Below are 15,939 nucleotides of genomic sequence, written 5' to 3' on the forward strand. Positions count from 1 at the left end.
CACTCGATTGCCCGCCAAGCTGCTAAACTCCCGCGCCCCAATTCTCACCAGCAAGGCGCCCGCATGTCTTCCTTGAATCAGGCGCTGCGCGCCGCCCTCGATCAACGCCAGGACTTGCTTGCCGAACTGCACAGCCAGGGCACCGACTGCTATCGACTGTTCCACGGCAGTCAGGAAGGCGCTGGTGGCCTGACCATCGACCGCTATGGTCCGCAACTGCTGGTGCAAAGCTTTCACCAGACGCTGGAGCGTGACGATCTGCTGCAATTGCATGCCATCGTCAACCAGACTCTGGGTTTCGAAACCCTGCTGGTCTACAACGATCGTTCCCGGGGCAACTCGCGTATTGACCGTGAAGATACCGTCTACCGCGCCGACGACGCGGCGCTGGCCGATCTGGTCGGTCACGAATGGGGCCTCAACTACCGCGTACGCGGGCGCCATGCCGGGCAGGATCCGCTGCTGTTCCTTGACCTGCGCAACACCCGCGGCTGGGTCAAGGAGCACGCCAAGGGCAAATCCGTCCTCAACCTGTTTGCCTACACCTGTGGCGTTGGCCTCAGTGCGGCGGCCGGTGGCGCACGCGAGGTGTGCAACCTGGATTTTGCCGAAGGCAATCTGGCGGTCGGTCGCGAAAACGGTCAGCTCAATCCGCAACTGCCGGAGATGCAATTCATCCAGTCCGACTACTTCCCGGCAATCCGCCAGCTTGCCGGCCTGCCGATCAGTCAGCGACGCGGGCAGAAACTGCCGAGCTATCTACGCCTCGAACAGCGGCAATATGATCTGGTGTTGCTCGATCCGCCGGCCTGGGCCAAGAGTGCGTTCGGCACCGTAGATCTGCTGCGCGATTATCAGAGCCTGCTGAAACCGGCCTTGTTGACCACCGCTGACAACGGCGTGCTGATCTGCTGCAACAACTTGGCAAAAGTCAGCATGGATGACTGGCGTGAGCAGGTGCTGCGCTGCGCGGAGAAGGCCGGGCGCCCGGTGCGCGAATGGAGCGTGATGACCCCGGGCGCGGATTTCCCGTCCATGGATCAACAACCGCCACTGAAAACCCTCATCCTCCAGCTCTGACCAAAAGCTGGCAACGGCGCACAACCTGTGGGAGCTGGCTTGCCAGCGATTGCGGTGGATCAGACGACATCCCTGTCGAATGAAACGCCCACATCGCTGGCAAGCCAGCTCCCACAGTGTTTTGCACTATCGGAGAAGAATCTGAACAATCCTGTGCCACGCCAGGTACTTCGGAACCAGAATCGCGTGCCATACTCCAAGGCACTCCGATTCAGACAGATGAAGCCGCACATGCCCAAAGGATTGATTCGCGCGATTGGCGCCCTGTTGACTGCTCTGGCCCTCTACAGCCTGCTGGGGTTTCTGATTTTGCCGGGCATCGCCCTGCGCATCGCCAACCAGCAACTGGCCAATTACGCCACGGTGCCTGCGCATTTGCAGCGCATCGAACTCAATCCGTTCAGCCTTGAAGTCACCTTGTGGGGCCTGGTCATCGGCGAGCCGGGCAAGGAGCAGATCGGTTTCGAACGCCTGTACGCCAACCTGCAACTCGACAGCCTGTGGACAAAAGCGCTGCACCTGTCCGATATCGAGCTGGAAAAATCCAAGACCGAAATTCTCTTTGCCAAAAACGGCCAGCTCAACCTGCTGGGTCTGTTCAAGCTGCCGGCCAGCGAACCGACCCCGGCCGCCCCTGACGCCAAACCGTTCCCGCTGCGTATCGACCGCATCAAACTGGCTGGCGGCGCTCTGCACTTTCAGGATGAGCGGCCCAGCGAACCGATCGAATTCCTTTACGACAAACTCGACTTCGAACTGAAAAACCTCAGCACCCTGCCCGAAGACAGCGCCGACATGACGTTGGTCGCCGCTGGCCCGGCCGGCGGGCAGATCGACTGGAAAGGCAACTTCAGCCTGATCCCTATATCTTCCGAAGGCACCCTGAAAATCACCGACGGGCAGATGAAGTCCTTCTGGCCTTATGTGCGCGACGCCGTGCCGCTGGTGCTGGAGAACGGCGTGGTCAGCCTCAGTACCGAGTACAAACTCAATCTGTCGAAAGAAACCGAACTGCTGCTGAACAATGTCGCGGTGAGCATCGCGCCGTTTGCGATCAAGGCACCGGACGGGCGCCCACTGGCGAAGCTCGAACGCCTCGATATCAGTGAAACCACGGTCGATCTGGCCAAACAGCAAGTGGTGGTCGGCAAGATTCGCAGCCACAAACTGGAAACCTGGGCCGCTCTGGAAGCCGATGGTCAACTGGACTGGCAGAAACTCTTCGCCAGCCAACCGTCGAAACCCGCCGCCAAAGCCGCCGCCGAGCCGGCAAGCACACCGGCCGCCGCCGACTCGCCGAAAGCTGAACCGACCGCGCCGAGCAAGCCGTGGCAAGTGCTGCTTAAAGATGTGCAACTGCGCGACTACACCGTGCATGTGGCCGACCGCTCGGCCAATCCACCGGTAGCGCTGGATGTCGGCCCGCTGAACGCCGACCTGCAGGATTTCGACAGCCTCAACGGCTCGCCTTTCAAGGTCAAGCTCGACACCGGACTGGGCAAGCAAGGCAAGGTCATGGCCGACGGCGTGGTCAATCTCGCCCCCGTCACCGCCCAGCTCAACGTAAAAACCCAGGACATCGACCTGCGTGTCGCGCAGTCCTACATCAATCCGTTCATTCGCCTGGAACTGCGCAGCGGCATGCTCGGCAGTGATCTCAAGGTCAATCTCAAGAGCACCAATCCACTGGCGCTCAGCGTGACCGGCCGCGCTCAGGTCGATCAACTGCATACTCTCGACACCCTGAAGACCCGCGACTTCCTCAAGTGGCAGCAAGTGGTCGTGGAAGGCCTGAATTATCAGCACGGTGACAGCCTGTCGATCGACAAGGTCAACCTGTTCCAGCCGTATGTGCGCTTCATGATCAACGATGATCGCACCACCAATATCGACGACCTGCTGATTCCGCAACCAGCTGACAGCGGCACAAAAACCGCCACGGCCAAACCGGCCAGCAAAGACAGACCGCTAGGCATCCACATCGGCGGCATTGCCATCAACGATGGTTCGGCCAACTTCGCCGACTTCAGCCTGACGCCGAACTTCGCCACCGCCGTGCAGCAACTCAACGGCCAGATTGGCACCATCGACAGTCGACAGGTGAAACCCGCCACTGTCGATATCAAGGGCAAGGTTGATCGCTATGCGCCAGTGACCATCAAGGGCGCGGTCAATCCATTCGACCCGATGGCCAGCCTCGATATCACCACCAGTTTCAAACGGGTCGAGTTGACCACGCTGACGCCCTACTCCGGCAAATTCGCCGGGTACCGTATCCGCAAGGGCCGGCTCAACCTCGACCTGCATTACCTGATCACCAAGGGCCAGTTGAAAGCCGAGAACAAAGTGGTGGTCGAGCAACTGCAACTCGGTGAAAAGGTCGACAGCCCGGATGCCGTGAGCCTGCCGCTGAAACTGGCGATTGCCTTGCTCAAGGACGTCGATGGCAAGATCTCCATCGAACTGCCGGTAACCGGCGACCTGAACAACCCGCAATTCAGCGTGATGCCGATTGTCTGGCAAACCCTGCGCAACCTGATCGTCAAAGCCGCGGCGGCGCCGTTCAAGCTGATTGGCGGGCTGGTCAGCGGTGGCGGTTCCGAAGACCTCGGCACCGTATCGTTCGCACCGGGTTCCAGCGAATTGAACAAGGATGCCGAAGCCGCACTGGTGAAACTGTCGCAAGCCCTCAAGGAACGTCCGGCCCTGCGCCTGGAAATCGAAGGCACTGCCGCAAAAAGCAGCGACGGCCCATTGCTCGCCGAACAGCGTCTGGAACGTGAATACCAGTACAACTACTACAAGATGCTCCAGCGTCGCGGCGACAAGGTTCCCGCCCAGGCCTCCTTGCTGCAGGTACCGGACAGCGAAAAGGGTCCACTGCTGGAAGGCATCTACCGCACGCGTCTGAAAACCCAGCCACCGGCCGAATGGAAGGACTTGGGCAAGGAAGAACGCACGGCGAAAATGCGCGCAGGTGTGATCCAGTTCTGGAGTTCGAGCGATGTGTTGCTGCGGCAGTTGGGCCAGGACCGCGCCAGCAGCATCAAGGATTATCTGGTAGACAAGGGCCAACTGGCTGACGATCGCGTGTACTTCATCGACGCCAATCTTGGCGAAGCCGAAAGCGATGGTCGGGTGGTGACGCAAATGCACCTGGATGCCGAATGATGAAGGGTAAGTGGCTCGCCGCGATGGCGCTGACGCTCGTTGCCGGGCAGGCTTCAGCGTCCGATACCCTGCGCTGCGGCAGTCAATTGGTCAGCCTTGGCGACCGCGCCAGCGAGGTATTGCAGAAGTGCGGTGAACCGGTCAGCCGCGATGCACTGGGCTACAAGAGAAGCGCCAATCGTCGAGAAGAGTTTCAGGTCGAGGAATGGACCTACGGCCCGAACAACGGCATGTATCAATACCTGCGTTTTGAGGGCAACCGCCTGCGCGAGATCACCAGCAAGCGCGGTAACTGACCCGACACCCAAACCCATGTGGGAGCGAGCCTGCTCGCGAATGCGTTGCGTCAGTCGACATCTTCGTCGGCTTACAGAGCGCTTTCGCGAGCAGGCTCGCTCCCACATTGTTTTTGCGTGCCAAATAAAACAGGCCCCGACACAAGTGCCGGGGCCTGTAATGGTCACATCCGTGTGACCGTTCGCATGAACTCTAAAGTTGCGGCAGACGTATTGCTCGGCCCGTCTGTCGCGCCTTCTCCCGGTCCAGGCGAGAAGTCATGCCTTACTCGGCTTTCAGGCCGTCAGCGGAGACCGCTTTGACGCCTTTGATTTTCTTGGTGATCGCTACAGCGGTGGCTTTCTGAGCGTCAGTTACAGCAACAGTCGACGACAGGGAAACGACGCCTTTGTTGGTTTCTACTTTGATGTCGGTGCCTGGGATGCCTTTTTCGGTGACCAGATCGCTTTTCACTTTGGTAGTGATCCAGGTATCGGAAGTAGCTTCTTTAGCCTTGGTGACTTCGCCGGCGGCCAGGGTCATAGGAGCCTGGGTAGCCTGGGTGGATTGTGCAAATGCACCGGAAGCCATGGTCAGGGTCAGCGCGGTAGCAGCAGCGGCAGTGATAGCGAACTTCTTCATACGAGTAACTCCTGTTTTTCTGGAAAGTCTGCTGGATGTCTTGTCAGCAGGGTTACTGGAGATATTGCGAACGCTGTGCCAACTTTTCAAAACATATAAAATCGTTATAAATCAATATCTTACAAATAACGCAAATTTCCGGATTCATGCAAATTGCATGACATGTGCAAAATTCACATGCAAGTTGCGGTTTTTTGGAAAGTTCCTAAAGCGCTGAAATTATTGAAGCTTTTGTGAAGTGCTACGCAATGAAAAATGCCCCGCAAAGCGGGGCATTTGACGACACTAACCCGAATGATCAGGTACCACTGCCAGGGCAACCTTTAGGCGCGTAGTCGGCGTTTACCGTCGATGCACAGCTCCAGACGCCGGCCGTGTTACCCGTCGCACCGCCAGAGCGGGTCAGCGTGATGGTTTTGCCCAACACGGGAGCGGGCGCATTGGCCAATGTGCAAACGATGGTGCCTGCCCCCGAAGACGCAGTACCCGAAGCAGTCACCGTACCGCAGTTGGTTGTCACATAGGTTGCACTACCGGTTACCAGCGTCAGCGTCGGGTCGGTCCCTTGATTGATGGTGTCCTCGAACGGCACTTTCAGCGCGCTGATTTCCGCCAGCCCCGCCGTCACCTTCGACCGTGCCTGGTACTTGGTGTACTGCGGCAAGGCGATGGTCGCCAGAATCCCGATGATCGCCACCACGATCAGCAGTTCGATCAGAGTGAAACCTTGTTGTTTTTTCATAGACACGCTCCATGCATGAGTCGAAATCTCATGATCTGAGATGAACTGAGCATAGCCCATGCCAAACCGGTCAACGCCCGGAAGACTGAGCGCGTCCTCGGGACGCCGCCATTTCCTACAACCTGCAACCGCACTATCTGACACTTTTTGTCACCTGCACCGAGGGTGTTTGGCGCTGTCACTTGACTAGGCTATAAGTCATGAACTGCAAGCGTGCGGAATCCCCATGAATGACATCGCTCTGAGCGGTCTGGCCAAGCAATTGGTGCAGGCCGAACTGCTTACGGAAAAAAGCGCCCAGCAAGCCTGGCAACAGGCCCAGCGCAATCGTCTGTCGCTGGTCAGTTATCTGGTGCAGAACAAACTGGTGAAGAGCTGGCAGGTGGCCGAGATCGCTTCGGAGCACTTCGGCATGGCTTTCATGGACCTTAATTGCCTGGACAAGGAAACCCAGCCCAAAGGCCTGGTCAGTGAAAAACTGGTGCGCCAGCACCACGCCCTGCCCTTGTGGCGACGCGGCAACAAACTGTTCGTGGGCATTTCCGACCCGAGCAATCATCAGGCGATCAATGACATCCAGTTCAGCACCGGGCTGAGCACCGAAGCCATTCTGGTGGAGGACGACAAGCTCACCGATGCCATCGAAAAGTTCTTCGACACCCACGCCAGCGGCCTCGAAGACATGGCCGACGTCGACCTCGATGGCGTTGATGTCGAGTCCATCGACGACAGCAAACAGGACGCCATCGGCGGACTCGACGCCGACGACGCGCCGGTGGTGCGCTTCGTTCACAAAATGCTGCTGGATGCGATCAAAAGCGGCTCCTCCGACCTGCACTTCGAGCCCTACGAAAAGAACTACCGGGTGCGCGTACGCACCGACGGCATTCTGCGCGAAGTGGCCAAGCCGCCGATTCAACTGGCCGGGAGAATCGCCGCACGGTTGAAAGTCATGGCCAGCCTCGACATCTCGGAACGGCGCAAACCCCAGGACGGGCGGATCAAGATGCGCCTGTCGAAGAGCAAGTCGATCGACTTCCGGGTCAACACCCTGCCGACCCTGTGGGGCGAAAAAGTGGTAATCCGGATCCTCGACCCGTCCAGTGCGCAGATCGGCATTGATGCGCTCGGCTACGAGCCGGCGCAGAAAGACCTGTACATGGCCGCACTCAAACAGCCACAAGGCATGATTCTGGTCACCGGCCCCACCGGCTCAGGCAAGACCGTGTCGCTGTACACCGGGCTTAACATTCTCAATACCGTCGACATCAACATCTCCACCGCCGAAGACCCTGTGGAGATAAATATGGAAGGCATCAACCAGGTCAACGTCAATCCCAAACAGGGGCTGGATTTCGCTCAGGCCCTGCGTTCATTTCTGCGTCAGGACCCGGACGTCATCATGGTCGGTGAGATCCGTGACATCGAAACCGCCGAGATCGCCATCAAGGCCGCGCAAACCGGCCACCTTGTGCTTTCGACCCTGCACACCAACAGCGCAGCCGAAACCCTGACCCGCCTGCACAACATGGGCATCCCCGGCTTCAATATCGCCACCTCGGTCAGCCTGATCATCGCCCAGCGACTGGCGCGCAAGCTGTGCAGCCATTGCAAGAAAGCCATCGAGATTCCCCGCGAAACCCTGATCAAGGAAGGTTTCCCCGAGGAACGCATCGGCAGTTTCACGATCTACGAACCGGTCGGTTGCGATCACTGCAACGGCGGCTACAAGGGGCGCGTGGGGATTTATGAAGTGGTGAAGAACACACCCGAACTGCAGCGACTGATCATGGCCGAAGGCAACTCGCTGGAAATCGATATCCAGATGCGTCGCGACGGTTTCGATGACCTGCGCACTTCCGGCCTGCACAAGGCGATGCAAGGCATCACCAGCCTGGAAGAAATCAACCGGGTCACCAAGGACTGAACATGGCGGTCAAGGCAGCGAAAATCAGTGTTTATGCCTGGGAAGGCACGGACAAGAAAGGCAGCAAAATGACTGGTGAGCTGAGTGGGCTCAACCCGGCGCTGATCAAGGCGCAGTTGCGCAAACAGGGGATCAACCCGGGCAAGGTGCGCAAGAAATCCGCCTCGATACTGAGCTTTGGTAAACGCATCAAGGCGCAGGACATCGCCCTGTTCACGCGGCAGATGGCGACCATGATGAAGGCTGGCGTACCGTTGTTGCAGTCATTCGACATCATCGGCGAAGGTTTCGAAAACCCGGCGATGCGCAAAGTGGTCGACGAGGTGAAACAGGAAGTCGCCGCTGGCAACAGTTTCGCCAACGCGTTGCGCAAGAAGCCGCAGTATTTCGACGAGTTGTACTGCAACCTGGTGGATGCCGGCGAACAGTCCGGTGCCCTCGATACGTTGCTCGAGCGGGTCGCGACCTATAAGGAAAAAAGCGAAGCGCTCAAGGCCAAGATCAAGAAAGCCATGACCTACCCTACCGCTGTGGTGCTGGTCGCGGCGGTGGTGACCGGGATTCTGCTGGTGAAAGTGGTGCCACAGTTCCAGTCGGTGTTTTCCGGCTTCGGTGCCGAGTTGCCGGCGTTCACCCTGATGGTCATCAGCCTCTCGGAATTCATGCAGCAATGGTGGTGGGCGATTCTCGGTGTACTGGCGGCGGCGATTTTCGGCACCCGCCACGCCCTGAAAAAGTCTCAGGCCTTGCGCGACCGCAAAGACACCTGGCTGCTGAAACTGCCGCTGGTGGGCACACTGATGTACAAGTCGGCCGTCGCCCGATTCGCCCGCACCCTGTCGACGACTTTTGCAGCCGGCGTACCGTTGGTGGAGGCCCTCGACTCGGTGGCCGGCGCCACCGGCAACGTGGTGTTCAAGCGCGCGGTGTTGCGTATTCGCCAGGATGTTTCCACCGGTATGCAGTTGAATTTTTCGATGCGCACCACCGGCGTCTTTCCCAATATGGCCGTGCAGATGACCGCGATCGGCGAAGAGTCTGGCGCACTGGACGAGATGCTCGACAAGGTCGCCGGGTTTTACGAGGACGAAGTGGATAACATGGTCGACAACCTAACCAGCCTCATGGAGCCGTTCATCATGGTGGTCCTGGGGGTGATCGTCGGCGGTCTGGTAGTCGCCATGTACCTGCCGATTTTCCAACTCGGCTCAGCGATCTGACATGCCTATCGACGAACTGTTTGCCCTCTATCCGTTGGCTTTTGTCTGCACGGCGTTGCTGCTCGGCCTGGTGGTCGGCAGTTTTCTCAATGTACTGATCTGGCGCCTGCCGAAAATGCTCGAGCGCGATTGGCGCCAGCAGGCCCAGGACGTCCTCGGTCTGCCCAGCGAAACACCGTTGCCCACCTACAACCTGATGCTGCCCCACTCCGAGTGTCCACATTGCGCACATCGAATCCGTGCCTGGGAGAACATTCCGCTACTCAGTTATCTGTGGCTGCGTGGACGCTGCTCGGCCTGCGCCACGCCCATCAGCAAACGCTATCCACTGACCGAACTGGCCTGTGGACTGCTCTCGGCATTCATCGCCTGGCATTTCGGATTTGGCTGGCCGGCCTGTCTGTTGATCTTTCTCACCTGGGGCTTGCTGGCGATGAGCCTGATCGACACCGAGCATCAACTGCTGCCCGATGTGCTGGTGCTGCCGTTGTTGTGGCTGGGGCTGATCGTCAACAGTTTCGGCATGTTCGTGTCGTTACACGAGGCATTATGGGGTGCGGTGGCCGGGTATCTGGCGCTGTGGTCGGTGTTCTGGCTGTTCAAGCTGCTGACCGGCAAGGACGGCATCGGTCACGGTGATTTCAAGCTGCTGGCGCTGCTTGGCGCTTGGGGAGGTTGGCAGATTCTACCGCTGACGATCCTGCTGTCATCGTTGGTGGGGGCGATCATCGGGGTGATTCTGCTGCGTGTGCGTGAACAGAAAACTTCGGCGCCGATCCCCTTTGGCCCCTTTCTGGCAATTGCCGGCTGGATTGCCTTGCTCTGGGGTGGTCAAATAACCGACTTCTATTGGCAGTTTGTCGGTTTGCAATGAATACCCCTGTGGAAAAACCCTGGATTCTCGGTCTGACCGGCGGCATCGGCAGCGGCAAAAGCGCTGCGGCCCAGCACTTCATCGACCTTGGCATCCATGTGGTCGACGCCGATCACGCGGCGCGCTGGGTGGTCGAGCCGGGGCGCCCAGCCTTGTCGAAGATTGCCGAGCACTTTGGTGCTGGCGTATTGCAGGCTGACGGCACGCTGGATCGCGCCGCCCTGCGCAAGCTGATCTTTGAGGTCCCGGAGGAACGCCGCTGGCTCGAAGCCCTGCTGCATCCGCTGATCGCCGAGGAAATCGCTGATCATCTGGCACAGGCAAAATCGCCCTACGCGATTCTGGTTTCGCCGCTATTGATCGAGTCCGGGCAATACGCAATGACCCAGCGCATCCTGGTGATCGACGCCCCGCAACAACTGCAGATCGAACGCACCTTGCAGCGTGACCAGACCAGCGAACAGCAGGTTCAGGCGATCCTCGCGGCCCAGTCGAGCCGTGAAGACCGTGTGAGCCGTGCCGACGACGTGGTGGTCAACGACCGCGACCTCGCCTGGCTGCACAGCGAGGTCGAGCGCCTGCATGACTTTTACCTGACTTTAAATGGAGGCCAATCATGAGCCCGATCCCAACCCTTGAATGCCCGACCTGCGGCGCACCCGTGGAATTCACCCCCGAGAACAAATTCCGTCCGTTCTGCTCCGATCGCTGCAAACTGATCGACCTCGGCGCCTGGGCGTCCGAAGAGCACAAGATCCCGGTCGCACCGGACGCCGAAGATGAAATGTTTTCCGGCGATTTCGACCCGCGTCACTGATTCCGATCAGGGGCGCATGAAGCCGTAGTCCTGATCATCGTCGAGGTTTTCCGCGAGAAAGCGCAACTCGTCGGCCAAGTCCTCGGCATTCCGCACCGCCTTGCTCTGTTGCACCACCGCACTGAGCAAGGCGCGCAAGCTCAAGCCCGGATCGAACCCCACCTCCTGCGCCATCTCGAGACTCTGCCGGGTTTCCTGCCTAGCCCACTCGTAAACACTCATGCCGCTGCTCCTGAAGGGATTTGCGCGAGCATGAAATTTCCGGCGCGTGGCGGGTTTGATGTGGATCAAGACTTCGGATCGTCGTCCTTCCACGGCGCCGAAAGGTAGCGCGTGCGGTTGAAGGTCTCCAGCCATTCCGGGCAGAACACCACCAGTGCGCTGATCACCATGCCGTTGATGAACGCTTCGGGAAACAGCAGCAACCACAGATACCCGATGAAATCTTCCAGCCACTCCGGCATGGCAAAAAGACCGTCGTACCACAACAGTGTCAGGCTCAGGATCAAGCACAAAAGGGCTGAAAGCGCCGCAGCGAAGAATCCTGAACAGAAAATGTACACGAACGGATTACGGGGCTGAGCGCGCTCGACGAGAATCGCCACGCACTCGGTGATCAGCACCGGCAGCAGGATAAACAACGCGCCATTGACCCCGAGCGCCGCGAGATCCTGACGCCCAAGCAGCAACAAACCAACTTGCGCCACCACTCCGCCGACAATCGCCAGCGGCCAGTCGAGCAGCAGCGTCACGGCAGTCATGCCGATGAAGTGATACGACACACCGGTGTCGAAATCCCTGCGCACCAGCCACAACAGAAACAACGCGAACACCGTGCCGAACAGTAAATGCTGACGGCGGCTGTCACTGAACAACTCGACCCACGGTGCGCGAAAGATCGCCCAGAGCAGCACTGGCACATAAATCAGCCAGCCCAGCACCAGGCTTGCAGTCGACAGCACCTCGGCACCGATCATGGCCGCGCCTTCTCCAAAGCCTCGCGCAGTTGGATCGCGTTGGCGTACTGATGTTGTTCGAGCAGTCGGCCGTCCTTCAGTTGCAGCCACAACACCTGGCCTTCTACGCCGGGATAGCGCGATGCGACCCGGCCCTCTCGGTCGAGCATGACCCGATAGTTGTAGTCACGCATGGCGGGCACGGCAAACATCTTGGCGATCAGCGCCGGCATGCGCTGGATATCTGCAACGAATACCGCGTGGCGCGCCTCCAGATAGCCCTTGGGCTGATCTTTCAAGGCTTCCTTGATCAGTTTGGCGGCATCCATGTCCCGCGCCACCAACAGCGTTGTGGCGCCGTTATCGAGTGTGTAGGCCTTATCGTACTGATCCAGCAATGTCCAGGGTGCGAGTCGTTCGCCGGTATCGAGTGCATGGGCAAACAGCGGAACTAAAGCAAACAACAGTAGCCAGCGTGAATTCACGTTCAATCTCCTCGATTTGGTATCAATGGACGCTTTCCAACAGTCTATACCGCCTCTTCGGATTGCCCACTGACGCACTTTGCCACGCAAGGCTTTCTGCTTGTCGCATTTGAACGCTAAGCTTGGGCCTATGGATGACTCAGATTATTTACGCCTGCTGACCATCGCGGCCGAGCAGGCCAACGCGTTCCTGTCCAATGCCCGCAAATGGGAGCGTGAGCGTTGGGTCTGTCAGCGCCTGCTGCAAGGCCTGAACATTCCCTACCGCGCCGACGAATTCGCGCCCGCCGGCGAGCCGCCGGATGTGCTGTTTCGTGATGCCAATTTCGAGGTGTTCTTCGTCCTTGATGAAGGCCGACGCCTCAACGACGAATGGCGCGATGAATTGCAGCGTCGCCGTAGTGCCTTCTCCCTCAGCCAACTGGTGCGCCGTGAAGCCAAGCCGCGACGGATCCCGGCCAACGAATTTCTGATGAGGCTGGCGCCGACCCTGCGCAAAAAAGCGCACAACTACAAGGAGCGCGGGATGGATCTGGGCGAACTGGACATCATTGCCTTCGCCAGCCTCAAACGTGAGGTGCTCGACCTGAACAGTCATTTCCCGCCGCCCACCGAATATTTGCGTCAGGGCTGGCGTTCGCTGTCACTCGTCGGCCCGACTTTCGCCCGCGTGCTCTTCGCCCACCCGGATGCACCGGATTTCCTGCGCAGCAACCTGGGCCGCAGCATTGTTTTTGATGTCGGGATCAGCCTGTGACGCCACTTCAGCAGTTGATCGCCGATGTTCCGCAAACCGGCACGGTGCGCTGGATTGGTGTGCGTCCTGAATCCCGGGGGCCGATGATCGAACTCGATGCCGTAGAAGCCCGGCTGGAGGCTGGGCTGACCGGTGATCATGCGCGCCCCGGTGTGCGCAACGCGCGGCAGGTGACGCTGATTCAGTGGGAACATCTGGCGGTGATCAGCGCATTGATGGGGCGCCCGGCCGATCAACCGGTGAAGCCTGAAGATCTGCGGCGCAATCTCGTTATCAGCGGTATCAATCTGTTTAGTCTCAAGGGTCGGCGCTTTCGCATCGGTCAGGCAATATTCGAAACCACCGGCTGGTGTCAGCCCTGCGCACGCCTGCAAAACAACCTCGGCCCCGGCACTTTTCAAGCAGTGCGCGGGCATGGCGGAATTACTGCGCGAGTGTTACAAAGCGGGATCATTCGCCTTGATGATGGCGTGTCCGTCGAGCCTGTTCCGGACAGCGGCTATGCTGCGTTCAACCCCGGTTGAAAACCGCTGTAGCTTCTGCACATTCAGCAACGTCTACCTGACGAGGCCAATATGACCAGCCGCCTGAACCCCGAAGACCAAAAGCATGTCGAAGAGTACCTGCAACTGTCCCAACACCGTGTCGAGCGCCGGCCTTTCCGGTCGTGGATGCTCCTGGTGCTGGTGCTGGCAGTGACCATTGGTCTGGGCCTGTTGAGCCGACTTATCAGTTACCTGACGCTATGAGCTGCCTCGCGCTCGCTCGGTTGACTGCACCGATTTCCTTTAAAAACCTTGCGAGTTATCCCCATGTCCCATCGTATTGTTATTGTCGGCGGCGGCGCCGGCGGTCTGGAGTTGGCTACCCGTCTGGGTAAGACTCTGGGCAAACGTGGCACGGCCAGTGTGATGCTGGTCGACGCGAACCTGACGCACATCTGGAAACCGCTGTTGCACGAAGTGGCCGCCGGATCGCTGAACTCCTCCGAAGACGAACTCAACTATGTTGCCCAGGCGAAATGGAACCACTTTGAGTTCCAGCTGGGGCGCATGAGCGGGCTCGATCGTGCACAGAAGAAAATCCAGCTGGCCGCCACCTACGACGAAAACGGCGTTGAACTCGTTCCGGCGCGTGAAGTGCAGTACGACTCGCTGGTGATCAGCGTCGGCAGCACCACCAACGATTTCGGTACTCAGGGCGCGGCGCAGCACTGCCTGTTCCTCGACACGCGCAAACAGGCCGAGCGTTTCCACCAGCAACTGCTCAACCACTATCTGCGGGCGCACGCCGGGCAGACCGATGTGGTCGAGCAGATCAGCGTGGCCATCGTCGGCGCCGGCGCCACCGGTGTCGAACTGGCGGCAGAACTGCACAACGCCGCCCATGAACTGGCGGCTTATGGCCTGGACCGGATCAAACCGGAAAACATGCACATCACCCTGATCGAAGCCGGGCCACGTGTGCTGCCTGCCCTGCCGGAGCGCATCAGCGGACCGGTACACAAGACCCTGGAGAAACTCGGGGTCAATGTGATGACCAATGCTTCGGTCAGCGAAGTGACGGCCGACAGCCTGATCACCGCCGACGGCAACGAGATCAAGGCCAGCCTGAAGGTCTGGGCAGCCGGTATTCGCGCACCGGGTTTCCTCAAGGACATCGACGGCCTGGAAACCAATCGCATCAACCAGTTGCAAGTGCTACCGACACTGCAAACCACCCGCGACGAGAACATCTTCGCTTTCGGTGACTGCGCAGCCTGCCCGCAACCGGGAACCGACCGCAACGTACCGCCACGGGCGCAAGCGGCGCACCAGCAGGCTTCGTTACTGGCCAAATCGCTGAAGCTGCGCATCGAAGGCAAGACCCTGCCGGAGTACAAGTACACCGACTACGGCTCGCTGATTTCGCTGTCGCGTTTTTCGGCTGTGGGTAACTTGATGGGCAACCTGACTGGCAGCGTGATGCTTGAGGGCTGGCTGGCGCGGATGTTTTACGTGTCGCTGTATCGCATGCACCAGATGGCGTTGTACGGGCCGTTCCGCACGGCGATGCTGATGCTGGGCAGCAAGATTGGTCGTGGCACCGAGCCGCGCCTGAAGCTGCACTAAAAACCCGTAGGAGTGAGCCTGCTCGCGATAGCGGTGTGTCAAATGACAAATATGTCCTCTGACACAGCGCTATCGCGAGCAGGCTCACTCCTAGATTTGCTTCGCAACTCTGTCTCGTAGTGTATCTGCGCCCTCTATATCCCGACTTCGCTTACAAACTCCCCCGCTCCGCGACACAGACGCGATACACCGCCACCGCTTAATGGCCACACCCGAGCAACACCTGCTCAGGCGAACGTCCATAACGTGTGGTTGCGCTGTGCAGCCCAGGAGAATGTAAATGTCCCGCACTTCGACTCTCGGCAAAAAATCCATTGGCCTGCTCGGCGCTGCATTGGCTGGCGGTCTGATGCTGTCCGGCTCGGTATTCGCTGCACAGCCGCTGGCTCAGGGCTACATGGTCGCTTCGGCAGAAACCTCGGTGAAAGCCCCTGAAGGCAAATGTGGCGAAGGCAAATGCGGCGACGCTTCGATGGCCAAGACCGACAGTGATGGCGACGGCAAGGTTTCCCGTGCCGAATTTCTGAAAGTTGCGCCAAAGTCCGACTTCGACAAAATCGACACCAACCACGATGGCTTCATCGACGAGCAAGAGGCCTACAACAACGTGAAGGCCAACTTTGAAGCCAATGGCAAGAAAATGCCCAAAGGTCTGTTCGAACACCTCAAAGACCAAGACGGCGCCTGATTGCCGGAAAAACCAAGCCGCGCTCTCTTTCGGGAAGCGCGGCTTTTTTGTGTCTGCCTGTTCATGAATTTCAGGCAAAAAAAATCCCCGTATCTTTCGATACGAGGATTTTTAATATGGTCGGGGTAAGGGGATTCGAACTCCTGACATCCTGCTCCCAAAGCAGGCGCGCTACCGGACTGCGCTATACCCC

Annotated in this window: 18 protein-coding genes; 13 read left to right on the plus strand and 5 right to left on the minus strand. The window is 58.9% G+C overall.

Annotated features, from left to right (window positions below):
- Positions 1–63: 63 nt before the first annotated feature.
- From AC3WMT_RS28090 to AC3WMT_RS28100, 3 genes are all read left to right on the plus strand, one after another.
- Entirely contained in the window at positions 64–1,080 is a 1,017-nt protein-coding gene (locus tag AC3WMT_RS28090; RefSeq protein ID WP_103306541.1) for a class I SAM-dependent rRNA methyltransferase, read from the plus strand.
- Positions 1,081–1,299: 219 nt separating this feature from the next.
- The gene (locus tag AC3WMT_RS28095) at positions 1,300–4,251 is read left to right on the plus strand and encodes a DUF748 domain-containing protein (RefSeq protein ID WP_103306540.1); all 2,952 of its coding nucleotides are present in this window, start codon (positions 1,300–1,302) and stop codon (positions 4,249–4,251) included.
- Complete coding sequence (locus AC3WMT_RS28100; protein ID WP_103306539.1) at positions 4,251–4,547, plus strand: DUF2845 domain-containing protein; 297 nt, start codon at positions 4,251–4,253, stop codon at positions 4,545–4,547. Before AC3WMT_RS28095 ends, AC3WMT_RS28100 begins: the two co-directional genes overlap by 1 nt.
- A gap of 265 nt (positions 4,548–4,812) precedes the next feature.
- On the opposite strand, the gene AC3WMT_RS28105 is transcribed toward AC3WMT_RS28100, so the two are convergent.
- Positions 4,813–5,169, minus strand: coding sequence for a BON domain-containing protein (locus tag AC3WMT_RS28105; protein WP_103306538.1), 357 nt, complete (start codon positions 5,167–5,169; stop codon positions 4,813–4,815).
- Between the two features lie 298 nt (positions 5,170–5,467).
- Entirely contained in the window at positions 5,468–5,911 is a 444-nt protein-coding gene (locus AC3WMT_RS28110; RefSeq protein WP_103306537.1) for a pilin, read from the minus strand.
- 226 nt (positions 5,912–6,137) lie between these two features.
- Here AC3WMT_RS28110 and pilB point away from each other — a divergent pair, with 226 nt between their 5' ends.
- Genes pilB through yacG form a run of 5 tightly spaced genes read left to right on the plus strand, consistent with a single transcriptional unit; the run spans position 6,138 to position 10,749 of the window.
- Positions 6,138–7,838 (plus strand): type IV-A pilus assembly ATPase PilB, encoded by a 1,701-nt coding sequence (pilB, locus tag AC3WMT_RS28115; RefSeq protein ID WP_103306536.1) that lies wholly within the window; start codon positions 6,138–6,140, stop codon positions 7,836–7,838.
- Positions 7,839–7,840: 2 nt separating this feature from the next.
- Positions 7,841–9,058, plus strand: coding sequence for a type II secretion system F family protein (locus AC3WMT_RS28120; RefSeq protein ID WP_103306535.1), 1,218 nt, complete (start codon positions 7,841–7,843; stop codon positions 9,056–9,058).
- Position 9,059: 1 nt separating this feature from the next.
- Positions 9,060–9,932: a prepilin peptidase gene (locus AC3WMT_RS28125; protein ID WP_103306534.1), complete on the plus strand. Its 873-nt coding sequence runs from the start codon at positions 9,060–9,062 to the stop codon at positions 9,930–9,932.
- Positions 9,929–10,552, plus strand: coding sequence for a dephospho-CoA kinase (coaE, locus tag AC3WMT_RS28130; RefSeq protein ID WP_103306533.1), 624 nt, complete (start codon positions 9,929–9,931; stop codon positions 10,550–10,552). The genes AC3WMT_RS28125 and coaE overlap by 4 nt, the downstream gene beginning before the upstream one ends.
- Entirely contained in the window at positions 10,549–10,749 is a 201-nt protein-coding gene (gene yacG / locus AC3WMT_RS28135; protein ID WP_103306532.1) for a DNA gyrase inhibitor YacG, read from the plus strand. Before coaE ends, yacG begins: the two co-directional genes overlap by 4 nt.
- A gap of 6 nt (positions 10,750–10,755) precedes the next feature.
- On the opposite strand, the gene AC3WMT_RS28140 is transcribed toward yacG, so the two are convergent.
- The 3 genes from AC3WMT_RS28140 to AC3WMT_RS28150 form a co-directional block, all read right to left on the minus strand.
- Complete coding sequence (locus AC3WMT_RS28140; protein WP_007959584.1) at positions 10,756–10,971, minus strand: hypothetical protein; 216 nt, start codon at positions 10,969–10,971, stop codon at positions 10,756–10,758.
- A gap of 65 nt (positions 10,972–11,036) precedes the next feature.
- Positions 11,037–11,726, minus strand: a complete 690-nt coding sequence (locus AC3WMT_RS28145) for an energy-coupling factor ABC transporter permease (protein ID WP_103306531.1) — start codon at positions 11,724–11,726, stop codon at positions 11,037–11,039.
- The gene (locus tag AC3WMT_RS28150; RefSeq protein WP_103306530.1) at positions 11,723–12,190 is read right to left on the minus strand and encodes an FAD/FMN-containing dehydrogenase; all 468 of its coding nucleotides are present in this window, start codon (positions 12,188–12,190) and stop codon (positions 11,723–11,725) included. Before AC3WMT_RS28150 ends, AC3WMT_RS28145 begins: the two co-directional genes overlap by 4 nt.
- A gap of 130 nt (positions 12,191–12,320) precedes the next feature.
- Between AC3WMT_RS28150 and AC3WMT_RS28155 the strand changes: the two genes are divergently transcribed.
- From AC3WMT_RS28155 to AC3WMT_RS28175, 5 genes are all read left to right on the plus strand, one after another.
- Entirely contained in the window at positions 12,321–12,947 is a 627-nt protein-coding gene (locus tag AC3WMT_RS28155) for a DUF1780 domain-containing protein (protein WP_103306529.1), read from the plus strand.
- Positions 12,944–13,471 (plus strand): MOSC domain-containing protein, encoded by a 528-nt coding sequence (locus tag AC3WMT_RS28160; RefSeq protein ID WP_103306528.1) that lies wholly within the window; start codon positions 12,944–12,946, stop codon positions 13,469–13,471. The genes AC3WMT_RS28155 and AC3WMT_RS28160 overlap by 4 nt, the downstream gene beginning before the upstream one ends.
- 51 nt (positions 13,472–13,522) lie before the next feature.
- The gene (locus AC3WMT_RS28165) at positions 13,523–13,696 is read left to right on the plus strand and encodes a DUF3094 family protein (RefSeq protein WP_103306527.1); all 174 of its coding nucleotides are present in this window, start codon (positions 13,523–13,525) and stop codon (positions 13,694–13,696) included.
- A gap of 63 nt (positions 13,697–13,759) precedes the next feature.
- The gene (locus AC3WMT_RS28170) at positions 13,760–15,058 is read left to right on the plus strand and encodes an NAD(P)/FAD-dependent oxidoreductase (RefSeq protein ID WP_016986237.1); all 1,299 of its coding nucleotides are present in this window, start codon (positions 13,760–13,762) and stop codon (positions 15,056–15,058) included.
- A 280-nt stretch (positions 15,059–15,338) separates the two neighbouring features.
- On the plus strand, positions 15,339–15,746 hold the full coding sequence (locus tag AC3WMT_RS28175) for an HvfA family oxazolone/thioamide-modified RiPP metallophore (protein WP_103306526.1): 408 nt from the start codon (positions 15,339–15,341) through the stop codon (positions 15,744–15,746).
- The last annotated feature ends 193 nt before the right edge of the window (positions 15,747–15,939 follow it).

Source organism: Pseudomonas sp. FW305-7 (assembly GCF_058786735.1).